The organism is Bacillus sp. 5mfcol3.1, assembly GCF_900114335.1.
Taxonomy (GTDB): domain Bacteria; phylum Bacillota; class Bacilli; order Bacillales; family Bacillaceae_G; genus Bacillus_A; species Bacillus_A thuringiensis_S.
The window spans coordinates 1,596,545-1,613,426 of record NZ_FOST01000002.1; the positions used below are offsets into that span (position 1 = coordinate 1,596,545).

Here is a 16,882-nt window from a genome sequence, read left to right on the forward strand (position 1 = left end):
ATAGATTCAATATGCATCCGCTATTATATAAAATTATTTGTATAATAGTACGTGAGAACTCTTTTCAAAAGGGAGGTGTATAGTTAATGAAGTTAGTTATTCCGAAGCAACATGGTGCATGGGCTATGCTTGTTATACCTTTTCTATTAAGTATCATACTTGGGAAACCTACTATTTATCATATTCCATTGTTTATAGCATGGTTCTTTATCTATTTAGCCACGTATCCATTTCTTACGTACATAAAGCAAAGAAGAAAAAAAGAATTTTTACATGCTGCTATTGTTTACTTTACTATCGCGTTCCTATTTGGGATGATTTCTTTATTATATGAGTGGCGAATTCTTTTATTCGTAATAGTAATGATTCCATTATTTATAGTGAATATGTATTACGCTCGTCAAAAAAATGAAAGAGCACTATTAAATGATATTTGTGCGATCATTGTGTTTTGTGTTGGTGGGTTAATTAGTTATTATTTTTCAATGAAACAAATCGATCATACAGCATTATTCATTGCACTTATTTCATTCTTATACTTTTTAGGTAGTACGTTTTATGTGAAAACGATGATACGTGAGAAAAATAATCCGAAGTATCGTTTTATATCTTGGGGTTATCATATTCTATTAACAATCATTGTATTTGCAATTAATCCGTGGTGCTCCCTTATTTTTATACCAAGTGTCATTCGAGCCATTATATTGTATGGCAAAAAAATTTCTATTATAAAAGTAGGGATTTTAGAAATTGTGAATTCTGTATATTTTTTAATCATAACGGCAATAATTATGAAGTATGCCATTTGAAAAAACTTCCCACCTTATGATGGGAAGTTTTTTCAATCTTGTTCTAAAATGTGAACGGTGTAATCGCAGCGTTGAATAGCTTGTTCGATCGCATAAAGGGATTGCTCAATACGAGCGCGATTAAAATCTTTTTCAACAGTCTGTAGTGCTTCTTCTAAACAATGTTTTGCTTCTTGTAATGATTGAAAAGAATCTTGTACATATCCGCGAGCATTTTGATGCATTTCATAATCCTCCTTGCATATTCATATATGTATAGTATGAACAGTAAAGAAGAAAATATTATTTGTTATATTTGTTTGACAATTAAAATGAAATTACGTATAGTAAGAATTAAGTGAATATTTTCTTATCCAGAGAGGTGGAGGGACTGGCCCGATGAAACCCAGCAACCGCGATGCAGGTGCTAATTCCAGCAGAACATATTTGTTCTGGGAGATAAGACGAAGATATATACGTAACTTCTTCTTATCGGAGAGGTTTTTTTGTTGCAAAAAAACCGATTACGAAAATTTATATTAAGAAGAAAGGGGTTGCGCATTGCTGTGACACTCGAAAAATACGTAAAACTGCGTAGTACAGTTTATGAATATATGATAGAGCAAGATAAGCCAATATCATTGTTAGATATTCAAGAACATATCGTTTCGCATCATGAAGGAAAATTCACGAAAAAGATGTTACATCAATTTTATTTATCAAGACTATTAGATGAACTGAAACTGGATGGGAAAATTACATTAGCTGATGAATATCTCTATACTGAAAAAGGGGTATTTTATAAGGCGAGAAAAGGGAGCTAAGCTCTCTTTTTTTTAAAATAACGGAGTATGTAGAGTAAAAGACTGCTTAAGCAGCCTGATACAGGGAATGGTGTTGAGTGTGTAGTGTCAAAAATTGAATGTGCCTGAAAGAGGCAATTCGTATCGGCTGCAAATGAAAAGAGACACCTTCGCCGAATAGGTGTCAGTCGTTTTGTCACGTAGACTTGCTACTTAACAGTAATTAGAATAACATGCAGGATTTTTGAAGTCAAAAGGGAATTAAAGGAAGGGGTACAATTATGTACGCTTACTTATTAAAAGATATAACGAAATGGATCCCAAAGTACATTGTAGATAAGGGATATGAATATTATGAAGATGGACATGTAGAAGATGTTGAAATACAAGATAAAAAAGTGTTTGCTTTCGTTACTGGAAATGCAGGGAATTATGAAGTAGTTATCGATCTCGAAGATTTTTCAAAAAGTAGTTGCGAATGTCCGTATGAAAATTATTGTAAACATATGGCGGCAGTTGTTTATGATATTCAAGGTGCTGGTGAGAGTGCAGTTAAAGAGAAACTGAAAGATTTAGAAAAAGAAGAGTTACTTACTGTATTAAATCGACTGTTGCAAAGTTCGAAAAACGTACAAATTGTAGAGAAGTTATTAAAGAAGGGGTAACTTTAACGATAGAGGGAGTTGTTTTGTAGTGAACGTACTGATTATATACGCTCATCCTAATCCTTCAAGTTTTAACGGGGCAATTTTAGAGCATGTGCAAAAAGGGCTACAGGAAACAAATCATTCGGTTACGTTGCTTGATTTATACAAGGAACAATTTGATCCGGTACTTGTATTCAATGAAGAGAAGAAAAGACGTGATTTAATAAATGAAGAAGAGACAGCGCGGTATAGAAAATTAGTGGAAGAAGCAGATACACTTCTCTTTATATATCCGATATGGTGGTGGGGGATGCCAGCTATTTTAAAAGGTTTTATTGACCGTATTTTCGTAGCTGGATTTGCTTATAAATATGAAGGGGCTCTGCCGAAAGGATTATTGCAAAGGAAAAAAACGTGGGTTATTAATACGTTAGACTCGCCTCTATGGTACGTCGCATTGTTATATCGATCAGCAGATTGGATTATGATGAAGAGAGGTGTTTTACGTTTTTGTGGCATTCGTGATATAAAACGGTCAGTTTTTCAATCTGTGAAAACGAGTAAAGTATCAAAGCGCGAAAAATGGTTATTACAAATAGAAGAAAAGGCTCGTACATTATGAATGAAGTCGATCGTATTATAAACTGTTGTCAGTATGATAACGAACTTTTTCGGAAGTATATTACGTGTTTACTTCAATTGAAAAAATGCAGCGATACATTTCAACAAATTCAAATAGAGTTAAGAAATGATTATTTAATAAGGGGAATTTGTGAAAGAGAAGTTGATGAGGTAGTACGGGGAAGTAAAGAATATGAAATGCATTTTCTTCCTAAAGTATTACAGTGGAATTTTTTGAGGGAACATCCACACCTGATTGGAAAAATTTGCGAAGATTTTTTTGCATTTGAGTCATTACATCTTAAGGACATAGAGTGGAATACAGTTATAAATTGCATGGGAAATAAATGATTTATTATGTAAAAAAGCTAGTATAAAACTAGCTTTTCGTTTAAATAAATAAGAAGCATAGACTAATGATAAAACCTGCATATAGTAAGTTCACAACGCAAAATCCCATAATATCACGAGCACCTAAACCAGCTATCGCTAATGCTGGTAATGCCCAGAAAGGTTGAATTAAATTCGTCCAAGCATCGCCCCACGCAATGGCCATTGCAGTTTTTGCAGCAGGTACACCAAGTTCAGCGCCAGCTGGAATCATAATTGGTGCTTGCACGGCCCATTGACCGCCACCAGATGGAACGAAAATATTAACGATGCCAGCACTTAAAAATGTAAAGAGCGGAAAAGTCGTTTCATTTGAAATGCTAATAAAGAAATTAGAAATAGCTCCTCCAAGTGAAAGTCCTTCACTATTTACTCCAATCATCATGCCCATAATTCCTGCGTAAAACGGAAATTGAAGTAAAATGCCAGAAGCACTTTTCGTAGAGTCTGAAAAAGCGCGAATATACTGAATCGGAGTACGGTGGAAAATAAGACCTGCAATTAATAACATAAAAATCACGATATCGAGAGTAAGGTTAAAACCTTTCGTATAAAAGTAATTGAAAATATAAATGAGACCTAACAATCCAACGCAAAGTGTAATAATAATGCTATTTTCCATCTTTTCAGCGAACGTATTATTTTCTACTTCTTGAGCAGCAGCTTCTTCATGGAACACGCTAGGATCTACAGTTATCGTATGTTTTTCATCTGGATGCATCGCTTTATTAATGAGAGGCATCGTAACGAGAAAAATAATAACTGGAACGAGAGCGTATGGTGAGAATAACGTTTCTGTTATCGGAATCGCCTCTTTAATACTTCCAGCAGTCGTTTTAATTAACGTTTCACCGCCTGTTGCTAACGTAAGAGGGATAGAGGCAGAAAGACCGGCATGCCAAATGAGAAATCCAGAGTAAGAAGAGGCAATTGCTAGTCTATAATCTAATCCGTCCAGTTGCCTTGCCACTTCTTTTGCGTATAAAACAGATACAATAATTCCAAAGCCCCAGTTTATGTATGCACCAAGTAAACTTACAATTGAAATGGCAATAATGCCTTGGCCATTCGTTTTTGGTAGTCTGGCAGCTTTCGTTAATCCTTTTTTAATAAGAGGAGCATTTGCTAAAGCAGATCCAGTCACGAGTACAAGTGCCATTTGCATAGAAAAGGCAAGGAGTCCCCAAATTCCATTACCCCAGTGATTAATCATTTCTACAGGTGTTTGGTGAGTCGCAAACATACCAAAGAAGATAACGAAAACAGTTAGTAAACATGATAAAATAAACGGTTCTGGCAAGAAGCGTTGCACTAAGGCGACGCAACCATTTGTAAAGGAACGAAACAAAATAGATCAACCTCCTTATGTATATGTATTAAAATTATTCGAGGTTGTTTGGGAGATAACCTTTAATGCAAAGAAAATTCAGATATTTATAGAGTGGTAATTTATTGATAGGTTGATATAGAGCCTTGTATCAGATTCTGCTTTTAATATACTAGAAGAAAACGGTTGGAAATGGGGTAGCACTTATAGGGATAGTATAGAGAAAGGTTACTAGCTTGCTTCAAAGCAACTGTTGCAAAATGGTCAAAAAATAAAGTTCATCATCCCGGAAGAAACTTTATTTTCATCTATAGAAGAAATTTTCGACCAATATGAACAGACAATCTTTGTAAGGGAAGTGTTTTAAAGGAAACGATTAATTTATTATCTTTTTAATAAAGTGATAGAAAGCTTCATTAAAAAGATGAAGCTTTCTACTTATAAAAGATAACAAAAATAATACATTCATTACTACATTTGTGTGCGAATTCAAGAAAAATTAAACCACCTAGCTCCTAAAGAGAATATAGGAAGCAGATGGTTTAGATGTTTTGAGAAGTATCCTGTTTTCAGGATTTAGTTAAGATTATTGATTTGCATTTTTATATCGATTAAATTTAAGTTTCTGGAATAATTGTAATAGCAACGGTCCGAATCGGAGCCTCTATTTCGTTATCTTTACTTTGGTTATTGTAGTATTTAATCATTAATTCGTTAAGTTCGTTTTGAAATTTTTCAAAGTGTTCCTCATCTAGCTTTAATTCTACTACAGAAAAAGTAGCCTTATCTTCTTGACTGTTTTGTTCCTCTAATTTCTTAAGGTAACTTTGATATTGTGTCATAAGTGATAACTGATAATAGGAAATGTAGTTTAACTTTTCATCATCAGATAATCCTTTCCATTCACTTCCTTCAATTTTTGCATCTTCTTCATTGATTGCGTAATATTTTTCAGAAACAGATTTTACCTTTTTTTCTTTAATTACATGAACGATACCTGAATCAACCATAGTTTGTAGCTGTCTATATAGTGTTGCTTGTGGTACATTTTTAATGATTTTTACCATTTCTAATGGTGTTAACCCATCTTCTTTATTTCTCATTAACACTTGGCAAATTTTCATTCTTACCGGATGCATTAAAATTTCAACTTTATTACTCATTATATCACCTTATGTATTGTTTTTTATTCTCATTATAAATAATGAGAATAATGATTGCAATCCATCCGTTTTTATTTTATCATTATCAATAATGATAATGAGATTTAAAAGGAGTGATGACAATGAAAATACATTATGGATTGAATGATCTTAAAGACATTGATATTATGGCTTTTCTACCCATTATATTACCAGTTATTGCAGTGGGAGCACTTTTAGTTTTAATTGCATTCATTGATTTATATCGACATAGGAAAACAAGAAAAAATGTACTTGTATGGACGTTAATTATTCTTTTCGTTAATATATTGGGACCTATCTTGTACTTTGTTATAGGGAGAAAGGACAGTGAGAAATTATGAAATTAGAGATTAAAAATGTAATAAAATCATTTAAAGGAAAAATTGCTGTGAATAATTTCTCGATGGAACTGCAAGCGGGGGAATGCGTCGGATTAATTGGACCGAACGGAGCAGGGAAATCCACATTAATAAAAGTAATTTCGGATATTATTCATCCAACTGCTGGTGAAGTTTTATTGAATGGGATAAAAATATCAAAAATGAAAAGTGAAATTGGTTATTTACCGCAATATCCTAATTTTTTTCATTGGATGACAGCGAGAGAAACACTTACCTTTATGGGCCAACTTTCGGGGTTGAAAAAAGAAGAATTGTCAAAGTCGATTCCAAAAATGTTGGAGAAAGTTGGACTAAAGGAAGAAGAAAATGCAAAGGTTAGTACATTTTCTGGTGGAATGAAACAACGACTTGGTATTGCACAAGCATTATTGCATAAACCTTCGCTTATTGTCATGGATGAACCAGTATCCGCATTAGATCCGATCGGCCGGCGGGAAGTATTGAATCTGATTAAAGAAATAAAAAAAGATACAACCATTTTATTATCAACCCACATCTTAAGCGATGCAGAAGAAATCTGTGAACGATTTGTCATTATAAAAGATGGAACAAAAATAGAAGATACAACGATTACGGAACTTTTACATCGTAATAGTGAAAATAAATTAATGATTGAAATAACAGCAAAAGATCAAAAGTGGATTGAAATTGTAAAAAAATTACCGTATGTGAAGGACGTTGAAGTGGTTGGGCTTAAAATCAAAGTGAAGGTTGAAAGTATTGAAATAAATAAAAATATGTTATTGCAAAATGCACTCGAACAGAAAGTGAACATCGTTAAATTTGAAATGAGCAACGATACTTTAGAAGAAATCTTCTTGAATTTGGTGGTGCAAAAATGAATAACTCAATTGTATTGATAAAAAAAGAATGTGTTCAAATGTTACGTGATTTCAAGATTATTTGGCTACCAATTGTTTTTATATTTTTAGGCGCAACACAACCGATAGTAATTCATTATTTGCCATCAATTTTAGAAGCGTTAGGTGGAGGACAGGGAATTACCATTGATCCGAGTATGGCAACGCAAAAAGGGGGCGAAGTATTAGCGAGTACTTTGGGATCCCAGTTTGATCAGCTTGGACTTATGATTCTAGTGATTTCTATGATGGGTGCAATTCAAACAGATAAAGCTAATGGTATGTTGGCCTTTATTTTAACAAGGCCCGTTACTGTTACTTCATATGTAGGTGGGAAAATAGTGTCAAACTATTTAATGGTAGCGTTTAGTGTAACAATTGGATACGTAGCTTCTTATCTATATGTAAATTTTCTTTTTACTGCCGTTCCATTTGCACACCTAATTACTGGATTACTATTTTATCTAATTTGGGTTCTTTTTATCGTATCTTTCACAACAATGATAAGTGCTATTTTTCACAGTCAAGGTATTATTGCATTAATTTCAATTGTATTCCTTTTAGCCTGCAGAGTAATCGTCGGTTTGAATCCAATAATGGATCAGCTTAATCCAGCCGGTATGAGTAAGTATGCAATGGAAACGTTAGTCACGGGGGTAGTAAATTCAAACGCAATAATTACTGGATTACTAACTATAGTGTGGATTTTATTGACACTCTTCGTAACGTATTATTGGATTGCTAATAAAAAGTTTCATTATGAATAACCGTGATGAGGGTAGTGGTTTCAAATAAAACAACGCAATAAGAAGAAGCTTCCACTACCGTGGAAGCTTCTCCAAATGATGTGCAATATCAATATACATATTTGAGTAAACTGAATGTATTTCATTACTTGGCGTAGCGTTAGAAGAGAAGTGGACAATTACCATATTTGCTTTCGGATCAATGTAAAGTGTTTGTCCGTAACTACCTAACACTTCAAAAGCACCCTGTTCATTGTGGGGAATCCACCATTGATTATGATAAGAAATGGAAGCTCCAGGGCCAATTGCAAGTTCACCTTCTTGGACATTTTTTATATCTTCAGTAATAGAAGAAGGGAGAATTTGTTTTCCGTTATATTCCCCGTTGTTTAATAGTAATTGCCCGAATCTCGCCATATCTCTAGCAGTTGCATTTAAGCCAGCGCTTGCTTGTTCTATTTTTGTTTCATCTGTAACGTAATACGCGTTTTCTTCCATACCAATTTGAGACCAAATTCGTTCGCTTACATTTTCAGCTAGTGATTTACCAGTAATAGTTCTAATAATCCAAGCGAGCGTTTCTGTTGATCCGTTATTGTAAGAAAAGGAAGAACCAGGCGGTGCAGTTTCTTCGGCTTCTCGTAACATATCATAAATTTTCATCGGACCATCGTAATTTTTGCCGCGGGGTAAAATATTGCTAGCTAAATATAATTGTGCATCTTGATTTTCTAGCCCAGGCTGCTCATATCCGTGGGTCGGGTATTCTGCTGAAACTTGCATGTCCATTAATTGCTGAAGTGTCGCTTTTCCGAACGGTGTATTTTTTAATTCTTTTATGTAAGTGTCAGCTGTTTTCTCTAAATCAATACGATTTTCTTCAGCGAGAGATTGTATAATTGCCCCGGTAAAGACTTTTGCTAATGATGCCATACCATGAGGTTCATTCTGTTTATACCCATTGAAATATCGTTCATAAACAAGTTGTCCATTATGTACAACGACAAAAGCATCTGTTTTGTTATCGTCTAAAAGTTTTTTTAGAGGAGTTGTATTTCCGAATCTACGCTCCACAGCAAAATCGTCTAAGTTTTGCAATGCGGAAGGGAAGTGAGCAGTTTGGTCAGGATTGATTTTTACGTCATTAACTAAAGTGAATTCTTTCATATGTGTATACGACCAACGTAAGTAAGGGTCATTTAACCAGTTTTCTTTTGTCACATTATGTTTTGATGGGGTCGTTTTATTTTGTTTGAAGTAAGTAAACCCAAGTCCTGTAATTACAAATATGAATGTTAGTATAAGTAAGAGTAGGGGAGATTTTTTTAGTTTCATATATGGCCCTCCTTTTTATTTCTACTATAAGTATACGCTCGTCTTGAAAGAAATACAAAATAAGGAAAGTAAACGGGGAAGTTTACTTTCCTTATTAACGTTAAGCGGAAATTTTTCCATCTGTAGATTGTTTCTTGAATTTTTGTTTTCGTCCGTGTAATCCATAATATAAAAGTAAAGTGAAAGCAACGATAATAGCTGCGATAAAATACATATTATGATAACTAGATTTCGCTGCGACAATACCTAAAATGAAAGAACCAAAGCCAATACCACTATCAAAGAATGAGAAATACGTAGCTGTCGCAGAACCACGTCTATGGTTTGGAGCAGCAGAAATCGCAATCGTTTGGAAACTCGGAATTAATGTTCCGTAACCTAAACCGATTAGCATACCTGCGCCAAGGAACCAAAATGAAGTTTGTGCTTGGCTTAATATGAACATTCCGATTGTGAAAATAATGATAGCGGGGTAAACGAGTACATTTTCACCGAAGCGATCAAAAATCTTTCCTGTAAATGGACGAGAAATGACAACAACAAGTGCGTATACAATAAAGAAATAACTTGCAATTTCACTTAAACCGAGTTCTTTCGCATAAATAGGAATAAAGGATAAAATACCACTATAAGAAAAGGCTAAAACAAATCCTGTAAGTGCAATCGGAATAGAAGATGGTTCGATTAAGTCTTTCCATTTCATTTTTTCACGTTTTTGTTTGCTCACAGGTGCTTCATGCGGAATATCTACAAGTAGTCCTAATAAAAATGCAAGTAATGAAAATACGGAACAAACGATAAATAAAACAGTAAACGAAAAATGAGAAATAATTGTTAAACCTAAAAAAGGACCAATTACCATCGGCAGACTCATAAATACGCCGAAATATGCAAGTGCTTCGCCTCGTCGATGAGCTGGCGCAACATCAGTTACAATCGTACCGGTAGCTGTCGTTGCCATCCCGAACCCAATACCGTGCAAGAAGCGAAGGGCAAGTAATAAGAATAAACTTTGCGCACCGAAATACATAACAGTAGCGGCTAAAAATAATGAAAGTGAAATAAATAATATTTTCTTTCTTCCTAAATCATCGAGCCATTTTCCTGTGAATGGTCTACATAAAACAGAAGAAATAAGAAACACAGTTGCAACTAAACCAATTTCCTCAGGTTTTCCTTTTAGGCCGTCTATTACATAGACAGGCAGAGTAGTCATAAGCATGTAAAATGTTAAGAAGAGAAATAGACTACTAAAACAAGTTCCGAGGAAATCCTTCGTCCAAAGTTTCTCACTTTGCATCGTCATCCCTCCAATTTAATCTAAATTTTTAATAATTTGTTGTAACACTTGAAATGCTTGATGTAAATCATCTTCATTAATACCTTCTAGCGTTTTTTCTTCGAAAGTATCAACTTCTTCTTGCCATACTGGAATCATCTTTATCGCTGTTTCGGATAAAGAAATGAGCTTCTCGCGGCGATCTTTACCTTCTGTACGAATAATCCATCCCATCGTTTCCATACGTGTTAACGTACGAGTCATCGTTGGTGATTCAACATTTAAATATTGGCATAATTCTGTTTGCGTACAAGAACCAGTTTGATTAATGCGGAAAATAACAGCCCACTGCGCACTAAATAACCCAGTTGGAGATACACGTTCATTAAATTTCTTCGTAAACTTTCGAGAAGTCTGGCTGACGATATGAAAAAAATGTTGTTTTTCGTCCATGTATTTTGATCCTTTCAAATTAGTTACCTAGCTAACTATATACTTTTTTATAATAATTGTCTAGTAATAGACATATTGATTTATGTGAAAAATTCTTATAGGTTTTATGTTGCGAACGTATATTCTACGTGCTATTCTTTAATTAAGTAAAGAATTTTCTTTCTATTAAATAGAATGGGGGAACTTGTGATGATTAAGCCTGCAACAATGGAGTTTGTTTCACTATCGAACGGAGAAACGATTGCATATCAGGAAGTTGGAAGGCGAAATACAGATATTCTTGTACTCATTCACGGGAACATGACATCGTCACAACATTGGGATTTAGTTATTGAAAAGTTGCAAGATCAATACCATATTTACGCTCTTGATTTAAGAGGGTTTGGACAATCAACGTATAATCAGTCGATAGATTCATTACAAGACTTTGCAGAAGATGTAAAATTATTTATCGACGAGTTAAAGCTAGAGAAATTCTCATTAATGGGCTGGTCAATGGGCGGTGGCGTTGCGATGCAATTTACAGCGAATCACCCAACTTTTGTAGAAAAGTTAATTTTAGTAGAATCAGTAGGAATGAAAGGATACCCAATCTTTAAAAAAGATACGAATGGGCAGCCAATCGTATCAAGTTTAGTAAAGACAAAAGAAGAAATTGCGCAAGATCCAGTACAAATCGCTCCAGTATTAGACGCGATAAAAAATATGAACAAACTATATTACCGTACAGTATGGAATCTATTAATATATACACATAATCAACCTGAACCGGACCGTTATGAAAAGTATTTAGATGATATGTTAACGCAACGTAATTTCGTAGATGTGAATTATGCGCTCATTACATTTAATATTTCGGATGAACATAATGGGGTTGTAGAGGGAAGTAAGCAAATTCATCATATTAAAGCGCCGACACTCGTCATACAAGGTGATAGAGATTATGTCGTACCGCAAGTAGTCGGTGAGGAATTAGCGAAACATTTGCCAAATGCAGAGTTGAAGGTATTAGAAGATTGCGGACACTCACCGTTTATTGATTGTTTAGATGTATTTATAAAACATGTAGAAGATTGGCTAGAATAGAAAGAATCCCCAAAATGAAAAGTTTTGCATATACTATAACATTTGTATGTATAAGGGGAGATTATCAATGCATAAACCATCCTTAATCGCTTATTCGCCATATGATCATCATATCTATACAAAAATAATGATAGATCCGATGTATATGCAAGTTTCACCAGCTGTAGTTCCTTTACAAATGCAGCAGCCACTAACAGCTCATATGCAACATTACTTATATGGACCATCATTTTATGAAAATCCATATTTTAAACATTTTCATTATAATGTGAAAGCACAAGTTTGGGAAGGATAAGATAACAAGCTAAAAGGTTCATTCTTTTAGCTTGTTTTTTATTGCGAATATTCGTACACGCATTTGCAGAAACAGTTTATAATGAAAAGTGGAAAGCGTGAGAAGGAGAGGGAAAGGGATGTCAATGCGTTTTACATTTTGGATTATGGTTGGGATTGTAGCAATTTCTGGTTTATCACAAGGAATGCTCTTACCTGCCATTGCAATGATTTTTGAACAAGAAGGGGTTAGTTCAAGTATTAACGGTATTCATGCGACGGCATTGTACATCGGGATATTAGTTATTTCGCCGTTTCTTGAAAAACCGATGCAAAGGTTTGGAATGAAGCCAATTATTGTTATAGGTGGGTTTCTCGTTATTATTTCATTATTCTTTTTTACACAAACATTTTCATTTTGGGTATGGTTTATCCTTAGATTTCTAGTTGGAGTCGGAGATCATATGCTTCATGTCGGAACACAAACATGGATTACGACAACATCGGACCCAAGTAAAATAGGGAGACAAGTATCGATATACGGTGTATTCTTCGGAATTGGTTTTGCCGTTGGTCCGTATTTAGCAAGCACTGTACAGTACGGTCTTGCAACGCCATTTATTATATCTACTATACTTTGTCTAATAGGTTGGCTGTTACTATTACCAACAAAAAATGCATTCCCAGCGCAAGATGAAAGAGAAGTGAAGAGTGAATCATCATTTTCTCGTTATAAACAAGTTGTTGGATTAGGATGGATTGCGTTACTAGGACCACTTGCATACGGTGTACTTGAGGCGATGTTAAATAGTAACTTACCAGTATACGCACTTCGTAAAGGGTGGTCTGTTTCAGATGTATCCTTCTTATTACCAGCATTTGCAGTTGGGGGTATTATTACACAGATTCCGCTCGGTATATTGAGTGATAAATACGGAAGGGATCGTATATTAACCTGGACGTTTAGCATAAGTACGGGCATTTTTCTACTTGCCGCCGTATTTGATCAATATTACTGGATCGTCTTTGCCTGCATGCTTTTAGCGGGTATGGTTATTGGATCGTGTTTCTCTTTAGGGCTTGGATTTATGACTGATTTATTACCGAGACACTTACTACCGGCAGGTAATATATTATCCGGAATCGCTTTTAGTTTAGGAAGTATTATGGGGCCTGTATTAGGCGGCGTATTTATAGAAAAAATACAGTATACAAGCTTTTTTATTGCGGTTATGATTATAATGGGAATTCTAGCAATGTTATACATGGTCTACATGAAGAATCAATTCGCATCAAGAAAAATAGAAAGTAGGTTAGGGCATGACAAAACAACCTAATAAAAAGAAATTTGAAGTACTTGAAAATGAAACAATTACAGACTGCTTAGCACGTATGGAACAAGAAGGCTACGCTCCGTCTCGTCGTATGGAAGAGCCGATCTTTCATGAAGTAAAGAAAGACGGCAAAACAGTAGTTGAGCCGTGCGGTAGGAAGATTGTTTTTGAAGGGAAATTGAAGTAATCCAATAACAAATTCTCTTTATCGTATAGAGCCATCCAATAGCTGGGTGGCTTGTTTTTTTATTAATCAATGAAGGAAGGAATTAATTAAAATGAATCTCCCTTTCATTTCTCCTAATTGGCTTCATTATATGGGTCAAAAGATTGCTACTTTTTTCGTATATTGGTAAAATAAGTTCTTGGGTCTTACTTATTGTTATCGGTATAATGTTTGTCGCTTAACGTAAAGAAATTAGTTACAAAGATTCCATAATATTTAAAGGGGGTACAGCAACGATCCCCTCTTTTTGGAGCCACTCACAAACGTAAAGCAAGAGAAGAGGCTATATGAACTATTCTTCTATCTTGTTTAGATTAAACGAGTTACTGCAATTGGAACAGGTATATGAAACTAGTCGACATCCTGATGGAATTGATAGATTGCTAGAGAATGGAAAATGATTATCTGTATATTCCGAAGCAGATGTAACAGAGTGTCCTTCCATAATTAAGGGTAAAACCAAAATACGTTGTTTTAAAGAATGATTTGTTAGAACTGGTTATAAGTAATAAAACAGAAAAGAGGATCACATGTTAGATACTTTACAGAGAAGTAAAAAGTTTTTTTTATTATGCCTTATTTTTTTAGTGCTTTTAACTGCTTGTGGTAATACAGATGTTAAGACATCTAAAGCTTCATTACCACCGGCTGAATCTAATATAGATACATCATTAAAAGCACCAAATTGGGTAGAGAAGAGTCCTATCCAACAGTCTCCTAATTTTACGGAAGATAAAAAAGTAAAATCGGTTGTGAATTTAATAGCAACGGGTGATAATTTATATCATGACGCAGTAATTAAAGATGGCAAACAAAAAGACGGTTCATATGATTATAACTATATTTATGAAAATATCAAAAAAGCTGTTAAATCAAGTGATCTTGCTATCGTGAACCAGGAGACTCCAATTGCAGGAAATAATCTAAAAGTACAGGGATATCCGACTTTCAATACACCTGAAGAAGTAGGCCAATCTTTAGTGGACACTGGATTCAATATAGTGACTCAAGCGACAAATCATGCTATGGATATGGGTATTAAAGGTGTTGCGAATACAAGAGAATACTGGAAGAAATATCCGGATGTTATCCCAGTAGGCATTAATGGGAGTCAAAACGAGCGTAATGAAATAAAAACGATTACAAAAAATGGTATTCGCTTTGCGTTACTAAATTATACATATGGTACGAATGGAATTAAAATTCCAGCTGATAAGTCTTGGGCTTTAAATTTAATTGATAAAAAAGCGATACAAAATGATGTGGAAAAGGCAAAGAGTAGCTCTGATATGGTGATTGTTATGGTGCATTGGGGAGTAGAATATACCTCAACACCTTCAAAGCAACAAAAAGAAGTTGCTCAATATTTAACAGATTTAGGTGTAGATGTAGTAATTGGAAATCATCCACATGTAATTCAACCAATTGAGTGGAAACAAAATAAAGATGGACATGAAACGCTAATCTATTATTCTCTTGGAAATCTTATTTCTGCGCAAGAAAAATTAGAAACATTGGTTGGAGGACTATCTTATATACAATTCGTCAAGTATGAAGATAAAACTTTTGGTATACGACAAGCGGCAATCGTACCGACAGTAACCGACTACGCTGATGGTAAGAAACAATTTAAAATTCAATTTTTAAAAGATTATTCGGATGAAGAGTCTAAAAAACATGGAATTAAAAAATTTGTCGGCCCCGTTTCTTTGAAGGATTTCAAGGAGATTCCTAGAGACGTGTTGGGAAATTGGTATAAAGACTAATAAACAAAAAGGGAATGAGATACAATTAAAAAATTTATAATTTTAGCATTGGTATTGGCAATGGGATGGAGTCTTGCTGCTTGTAGTGGAAAGCAAACATCTCAGGAAACTACTAATAATAACGATAAAAATAAAAAAGAGATACATGCGAATAAAAAAGATGTTTTACCTATCTCTGATCCTAATGATTGGAGAATTATTCTTGTAAATAGAGAGCATATGTTATCAAAGGAACTAGGAATTGAATTAACAAGTATTACCCAAAATGCTAAGCCGAATATGAAAATAGATAGTAGAATTGCAACTTCCTATCAGGATATGGTAGCGGCTGCAAAAAAAGAGGGAATCAATCTTTATTTAAGATCAGGTTATCGAGCTATAAAATTACAACAAACGTATTATGATGCTTCAGTTAAAAGCTATAAATCGCAAGGTTTGTCGGATAAAGAGGCTAGTGCTAAAGCATTGGAATATCTTCAGTATCCTGGTGCAAGTGAACATCATACTGGATTAGCGTTAGACATTATTTCAGTTGAATGGCAGAATACTGTAGAAGATTTAAATGCAAAATTTGAAACTACCGATGCATTCAAATGGTTAGATAAGAATGCTGCAGAGTATGGATTTACTCTCCGCTATCCAAAAGATAAAGAGAATATTACTGGCATTAAGTATGAGCCATGGCACTATCGTTATGTAGGAAAAGAAGTTGCTGTTTATCTAAAAGAAAAAGGGTTAACTTTAGAAGAATATAACGAAAAAATTAAGTCTGGTAAGTAAAAATACACTTTGATTCTATTAAAAAGTCAGATTTGGAGGGTGTGTTAATCTTCCTCCTAGAATTACGAAAACTGTGTATGATAATGTAAGCACGTATGAACCAGTTATCGTGTGAAACGATGTATGTATAAAAAAAGTTACATTTATAAAAGAAACAATGAAAAAGGATCTGATATTCATATCAGATCCTTTTTCATTCACAACATAGAATACTTACTTAACTAAGCTTTAAAGACTGCCTGCTTTTCAGGTACTATAATAGTAACCTCGCTTTTTTATTTTGGATGTTCGTTTTTCTTAGCTTGATAGACATGTGGAAGTAGTTCAAACAATGCGATTAGCATTTTTTTGTTTGCATGATTTGTGCACCGGATATTCACTATTGATTTCAGTTCAGTAATAACGAATTCTACAATAGATGACAGAACGTATATTTGGTATAATGGAAATATACTACTTAAAATAATGTACATGAGTTATAAAATCTATGTAAAGAGGTAAGGACTACATAACAATAACTAAATGTAAAAGTTCTAGTACATATAGGATTCAGTTCATGTTAAGCAAATTCGTTATGAGAAAG

The 16,882-nt window shown here is 34.2% G+C and carries 20 protein-coding genes and 1 riboswitch; of the genes, 14 read left to right on the forward strand and 6 right to left on the reverse strand.

Annotated features, from left to right (window positions below; translation table 11 throughout):
• Nucleotides 1-86: 86 nt before the first annotated feature.
• A complete protein-coding gene (locus BM089_RS17675; RefSeq protein WP_072939075.1) occupies nucleotides 87-809 on the forward strand; it encodes a YwiC-like family protein in 723 nt (240 codons plus the stop codon).
• Between the two features lie 32 nt (nucleotides 810-841).
• On the opposite strand, the gene BM089_RS17680 is transcribed toward BM089_RS17675, so the two are convergent.
• Nucleotides 842-1,033, reverse strand: a complete 192-nt coding sequence (locus BM089_RS17680) for a hypothetical protein (RefSeq protein WP_000554029.1) — start codon at nucleotides 1,031-1,033, stop codon at nucleotides 842-844.
• Between the two features lie 122 nt (nucleotides 1,034-1,155).
• Nucleotides 1,156-1,254, forward strand: a riboswitch (SAM riboswitch).
• 40 nt (nucleotides 1,255-1,294) lie between these two features.
• On the opposite strand from BM089_RS17680, the gene BM089_RS17685 reads away from it, so the two are divergent.
• The 4 genes from BM089_RS17685 to BM089_RS31550 all read left to right on the forward strand — a co-directional run bounded on the left by BM089_RS17685 (nucleotide 1,295) and on the right by BM089_RS31550 (nucleotide 3,210).
• Entirely contained in the window at nucleotides 1,295-1,612 is a 318-nt protein-coding gene (locus BM089_RS17685) for a hypothetical protein (RefSeq protein WP_002094089.1), read from the forward strand.
• A gap of 260 nt (nucleotides 1,613-1,872) precedes the next feature.
• Nucleotides 1,873-2,256 carry an SWIM zinc finger family protein gene (locus BM089_RS17690; RefSeq protein ID WP_000271532.1) on the forward strand — a complete coding sequence of 128 codons (384 nt, stop codon included), beginning with the start codon at nucleotides 1,873-1,875 and terminating at the stop codon, nucleotides 2,254-2,256.
• Between the two features lie 28 nt (nucleotides 2,257-2,284).
• A complete protein-coding gene (locus tag BM089_RS17695; protein WP_072939069.1) occupies nucleotides 2,285-2,860 on the forward strand; it encodes an NAD(P)H-dependent oxidoreductase in 576 nt (191 codons plus the stop codon).
• Entirely contained in the window at nucleotides 2,857-3,210 is a 354-nt protein-coding gene (locus BM089_RS31550; RefSeq protein ID WP_001006466.1) for a hypothetical protein, read from the forward strand. The genes BM089_RS17695 and BM089_RS31550 overlap by 4 nt, the downstream gene beginning before the upstream one ends.
• 40 nt (nucleotides 3,211-3,250) lie before the next feature.
• Here the strand turns inward: BM089_RS31550 and BM089_RS17705 are convergent, their stop codons facing one another.
• Nucleotides 3,251-4,597: a short-chain fatty acid transporter gene (locus tag BM089_RS17705; RefSeq protein WP_000490008.1), complete on the reverse strand. Its 1,347-nt coding sequence runs from the start codon at nucleotides 4,595-4,597 to the stop codon at nucleotides 3,251-3,253.
• A 596-nt stretch (nucleotides 4,598-5,193) separates the two neighbouring features.
• Nucleotides 5,194-5,739 carry a transcriptional regulator gene (locus BM089_RS17710; protein ID WP_090977579.1) on the reverse strand — a complete coding sequence of 182 codons (546 nt, stop codon included), beginning with the start codon at nucleotides 5,737-5,739 and terminating at the stop codon, nucleotides 5,194-5,196.
• A 122-nt stretch (nucleotides 5,740-5,861) separates the two neighbouring features.
• Between BM089_RS17710 and BM089_RS17715 the strand changes: the two genes are divergently transcribed.
• From BM089_RS17715 to BM089_RS17725, 3 genes are read left to right on the forward strand one after another with little or no spacing between them, the layout of a single operon-like run.
• Nucleotides 5,862-6,101, forward strand: a complete 240-nt coding sequence (locus BM089_RS17715) for a PLD nuclease N-terminal domain-containing protein (RefSeq protein ID WP_000690914.1) — start codon at nucleotides 5,862-5,864, stop codon at nucleotides 6,099-6,101.
• Nucleotides 6,098-7,003 (forward strand): ABC transporter ATP-binding protein, encoded by a 906-nt coding sequence (locus BM089_RS17720; protein WP_000763099.1) that lies wholly within the window; start codon nucleotides 6,098-6,100, stop codon nucleotides 7,001-7,003. The genes BM089_RS17715 and BM089_RS17720 overlap by 4 nt, the downstream gene beginning before the upstream one ends.
• Nucleotides 7,000-7,788, forward strand: coding sequence for an ABC transporter permease subunit (locus BM089_RS17725; RefSeq protein WP_061660432.1), 789 nt, complete (start codon nucleotides 7,000-7,002; stop codon nucleotides 7,786-7,788). Before BM089_RS17720 ends, BM089_RS17725 begins: the two co-directional genes overlap by 4 nt.
• Before the next feature lie 54 nt (nucleotides 7,789-7,842).
• Here the strand turns inward: BM089_RS17725 and BM089_RS17730 are convergent, their stop codons facing one another.
• The 3 genes from BM089_RS17730 to BM089_RS17740 form a co-directional block, all read right to left on the reverse strand.
• Nucleotides 7,843-9,102, reverse strand: a complete 1,260-nt coding sequence (locus BM089_RS17730; RefSeq protein ID WP_090977581.1) for a serine hydrolase domain-containing protein — start codon at nucleotides 9,100-9,102, stop codon at nucleotides 7,843-7,845.
• Nucleotides 9,103-9,202: 100 nt separating this feature from the next.
• Nucleotides 9,203-10,402, reverse strand: coding sequence for an MFS transporter (locus tag BM089_RS17735; RefSeq protein WP_001190321.1), 1,200 nt, complete (start codon nucleotides 10,400-10,402; stop codon nucleotides 9,203-9,205).
• 15 nt (nucleotides 10,403-10,417) lie between these two features.
• A complete protein-coding gene (locus tag BM089_RS17740; protein ID WP_000343680.1) occupies nucleotides 10,418-10,834 on the reverse strand; it encodes a MarR family winged helix-turn-helix transcriptional regulator in 417 nt (138 codons plus the stop codon).
• Between the two features lie 189 nt (nucleotides 10,835-11,023).
• Between BM089_RS17740 and BM089_RS17745 the strand changes: the two genes are divergently transcribed.
• The 6 genes from BM089_RS17745 to BM089_RS17770 all read left to right on the forward strand — a co-directional run bounded on the left by BM089_RS17745 (nucleotide 11,024) and on the right by BM089_RS17770 (nucleotide 16,299).
• The gene (locus BM089_RS17745; RefSeq protein WP_000594880.1) at nucleotides 11,024-11,920 is read left to right on the forward strand and encodes an intracellular short-chain-length polyhydroxyalkanoate depolymerase; all 897 of its coding nucleotides are present in this window, start codon (nucleotides 11,024-11,026) and stop codon (nucleotides 11,918-11,920) included.
• A 67-nt stretch (nucleotides 11,921-11,987) separates the two neighbouring features.
• Nucleotides 11,988-12,215 carry a hypothetical protein gene (locus tag BM089_RS17750; RefSeq protein ID WP_000549496.1) on the forward strand — a complete coding sequence of 76 codons (228 nt, stop codon included), beginning with the start codon at nucleotides 11,988-11,990 and terminating at the stop codon, nucleotides 12,213-12,215.
• Between the two features lie 118 nt (nucleotides 12,216-12,333).
• Nucleotides 12,334-13,530, forward strand: coding sequence for an MFS transporter (locus tag BM089_RS17755; RefSeq protein ID WP_000062798.1), 1,197 nt, complete (start codon nucleotides 12,334-12,336; stop codon nucleotides 13,528-13,530).
• Nucleotides 13,514-13,714, forward strand: a complete 201-nt coding sequence (locus BM089_RS17760) for an NETI motif-containing protein (RefSeq protein WP_000166303.1) — start codon at nucleotides 13,514-13,516, stop codon at nucleotides 13,712-13,714. The genes BM089_RS17755 and BM089_RS17760 overlap by 17 nt, the downstream gene beginning before the upstream one ends.
• Nucleotides 13,715-14,283: 569 nt before the next feature.
• A complete protein-coding gene (locus BM089_RS17765) occupies nucleotides 14,284-15,519 on the forward strand; it encodes a CapA family protein (protein WP_072939055.1) in 1,236 nt (411 codons plus the stop codon).
• Between the two features lie 48 nt (nucleotides 15,520-15,567).
• Nucleotides 15,568-16,299 carry a M15 family metallopeptidase gene (locus tag BM089_RS17770; protein ID WP_000241993.1) on the forward strand — a complete coding sequence of 244 codons (732 nt, stop codon included), beginning with the start codon at nucleotides 15,568-15,570 and terminating at the stop codon, nucleotides 16,297-16,299.
• Nucleotides 16,300-16,882 lie beyond the last annotated feature (583 nt).

What these genes read in the sequence shown, in the direction of transcription:
- BM089_RS17675 (WP_072939075.1), top strand. Translation starts at nt 87, where the DNA reads ATGAAGTTAGTTATTCCGAAGCAACATGGTGCATGGGCTATGCTTGTT.
- BM089_RS17680 (WP_000554029.1), bottom strand. Translation starts at nt 1,033, where the DNA reads ATGCATCAAAATGCTCGCGGATATGTACAAGATTCTTTTCAATCATTA.
- BM089_RS17690 (WP_000271532.1), top strand. Translation starts at nt 1,873, where the DNA reads ATGTACGCTTACTTATTAAAAGATATAACGAAATGGATCCCAAAGTAC.
- BM089_RS31550 (WP_001006466.1), top strand. Translation starts at nt 2,857, where the DNA reads ATGAATGAAGTCGATCGTATTATAAACTGTTGTCAGTATGATAACGAA.
- BM089_RS17710 (WP_090977579.1), bottom strand. Translation starts at nt 5,739, where the DNA reads ATGAGTAATAAAGTTGAAATTTTAATGCATCCGGTAAGAATGAAAATT.
- BM089_RS17715 (WP_000690914.1), top strand. Translation starts at nt 5,862, where the DNA reads ATGAAAATACATTATGGATTGAATGATCTTAAAGACATTGATATTATG.
- BM089_RS17720 (WP_000763099.1), top strand. Translation starts at nt 6,098, where the DNA reads ATGAAATTAGAGATTAAAAATGTAATAAAATCATTTAAAGGAAAAATT.
- BM089_RS17725 (WP_061660432.1), top strand. Translation starts at nt 7,000, where the DNA reads ATGAATAACTCAATTGTATTGATAAAAAAAGAATGTGTTCAAATGTTA.
- BM089_RS17730 (WP_090977581.1), bottom strand. Translation starts at nt 9,102, where the DNA reads ATGAAACTAAAAAAATCTCCCCTACTCTTACTTATACTAACATTCATA.
- BM089_RS17735 (WP_001190321.1), bottom strand. Translation starts at nt 10,402, where the DNA reads ATGCAAAGTGAGAAACTTTGGACGAAGGATTTCCTCGGAACTTGTTTT.
- BM089_RS17740 (WP_000343680.1), bottom strand. Translation starts at nt 10,834, where the DNA reads ATGGACGAAAAACAACATTTTTTTCATATCGTCAGCCAGACTTCTCGA.
- BM089_RS17745 (WP_000594880.1), top strand. Translation starts at nt 11,024, where the DNA reads ATGATTAAGCCTGCAACAATGGAGTTTGTTTCACTATCGAACGGAGAA.
- BM089_RS17750 (WP_000549496.1), top strand. Translation starts at nt 11,988, where the DNA reads ATGCATAAACCATCCTTAATCGCTTATTCGCCATATGATCATCATATC.
- BM089_RS17755 (WP_000062798.1), top strand. Translation starts at nt 12,334, where the DNA reads ATGTCAATGCGTTTTACATTTTGGATTATGGTTGGGATTGTAGCAATT.
- BM089_RS17760 (WP_000166303.1), top strand. Translation starts at nt 13,514, where the DNA reads ATGACAAAACAACCTAATAAAAAGAAATTTGAAGTACTTGAAAATGAA.
- BM089_RS17765 (WP_072939055.1), top strand. Translation starts at nt 14,284, where the DNA reads ATGTTAGATACTTTACAGAGAAGTAAAAAGTTTTTTTTATTATGCCTT.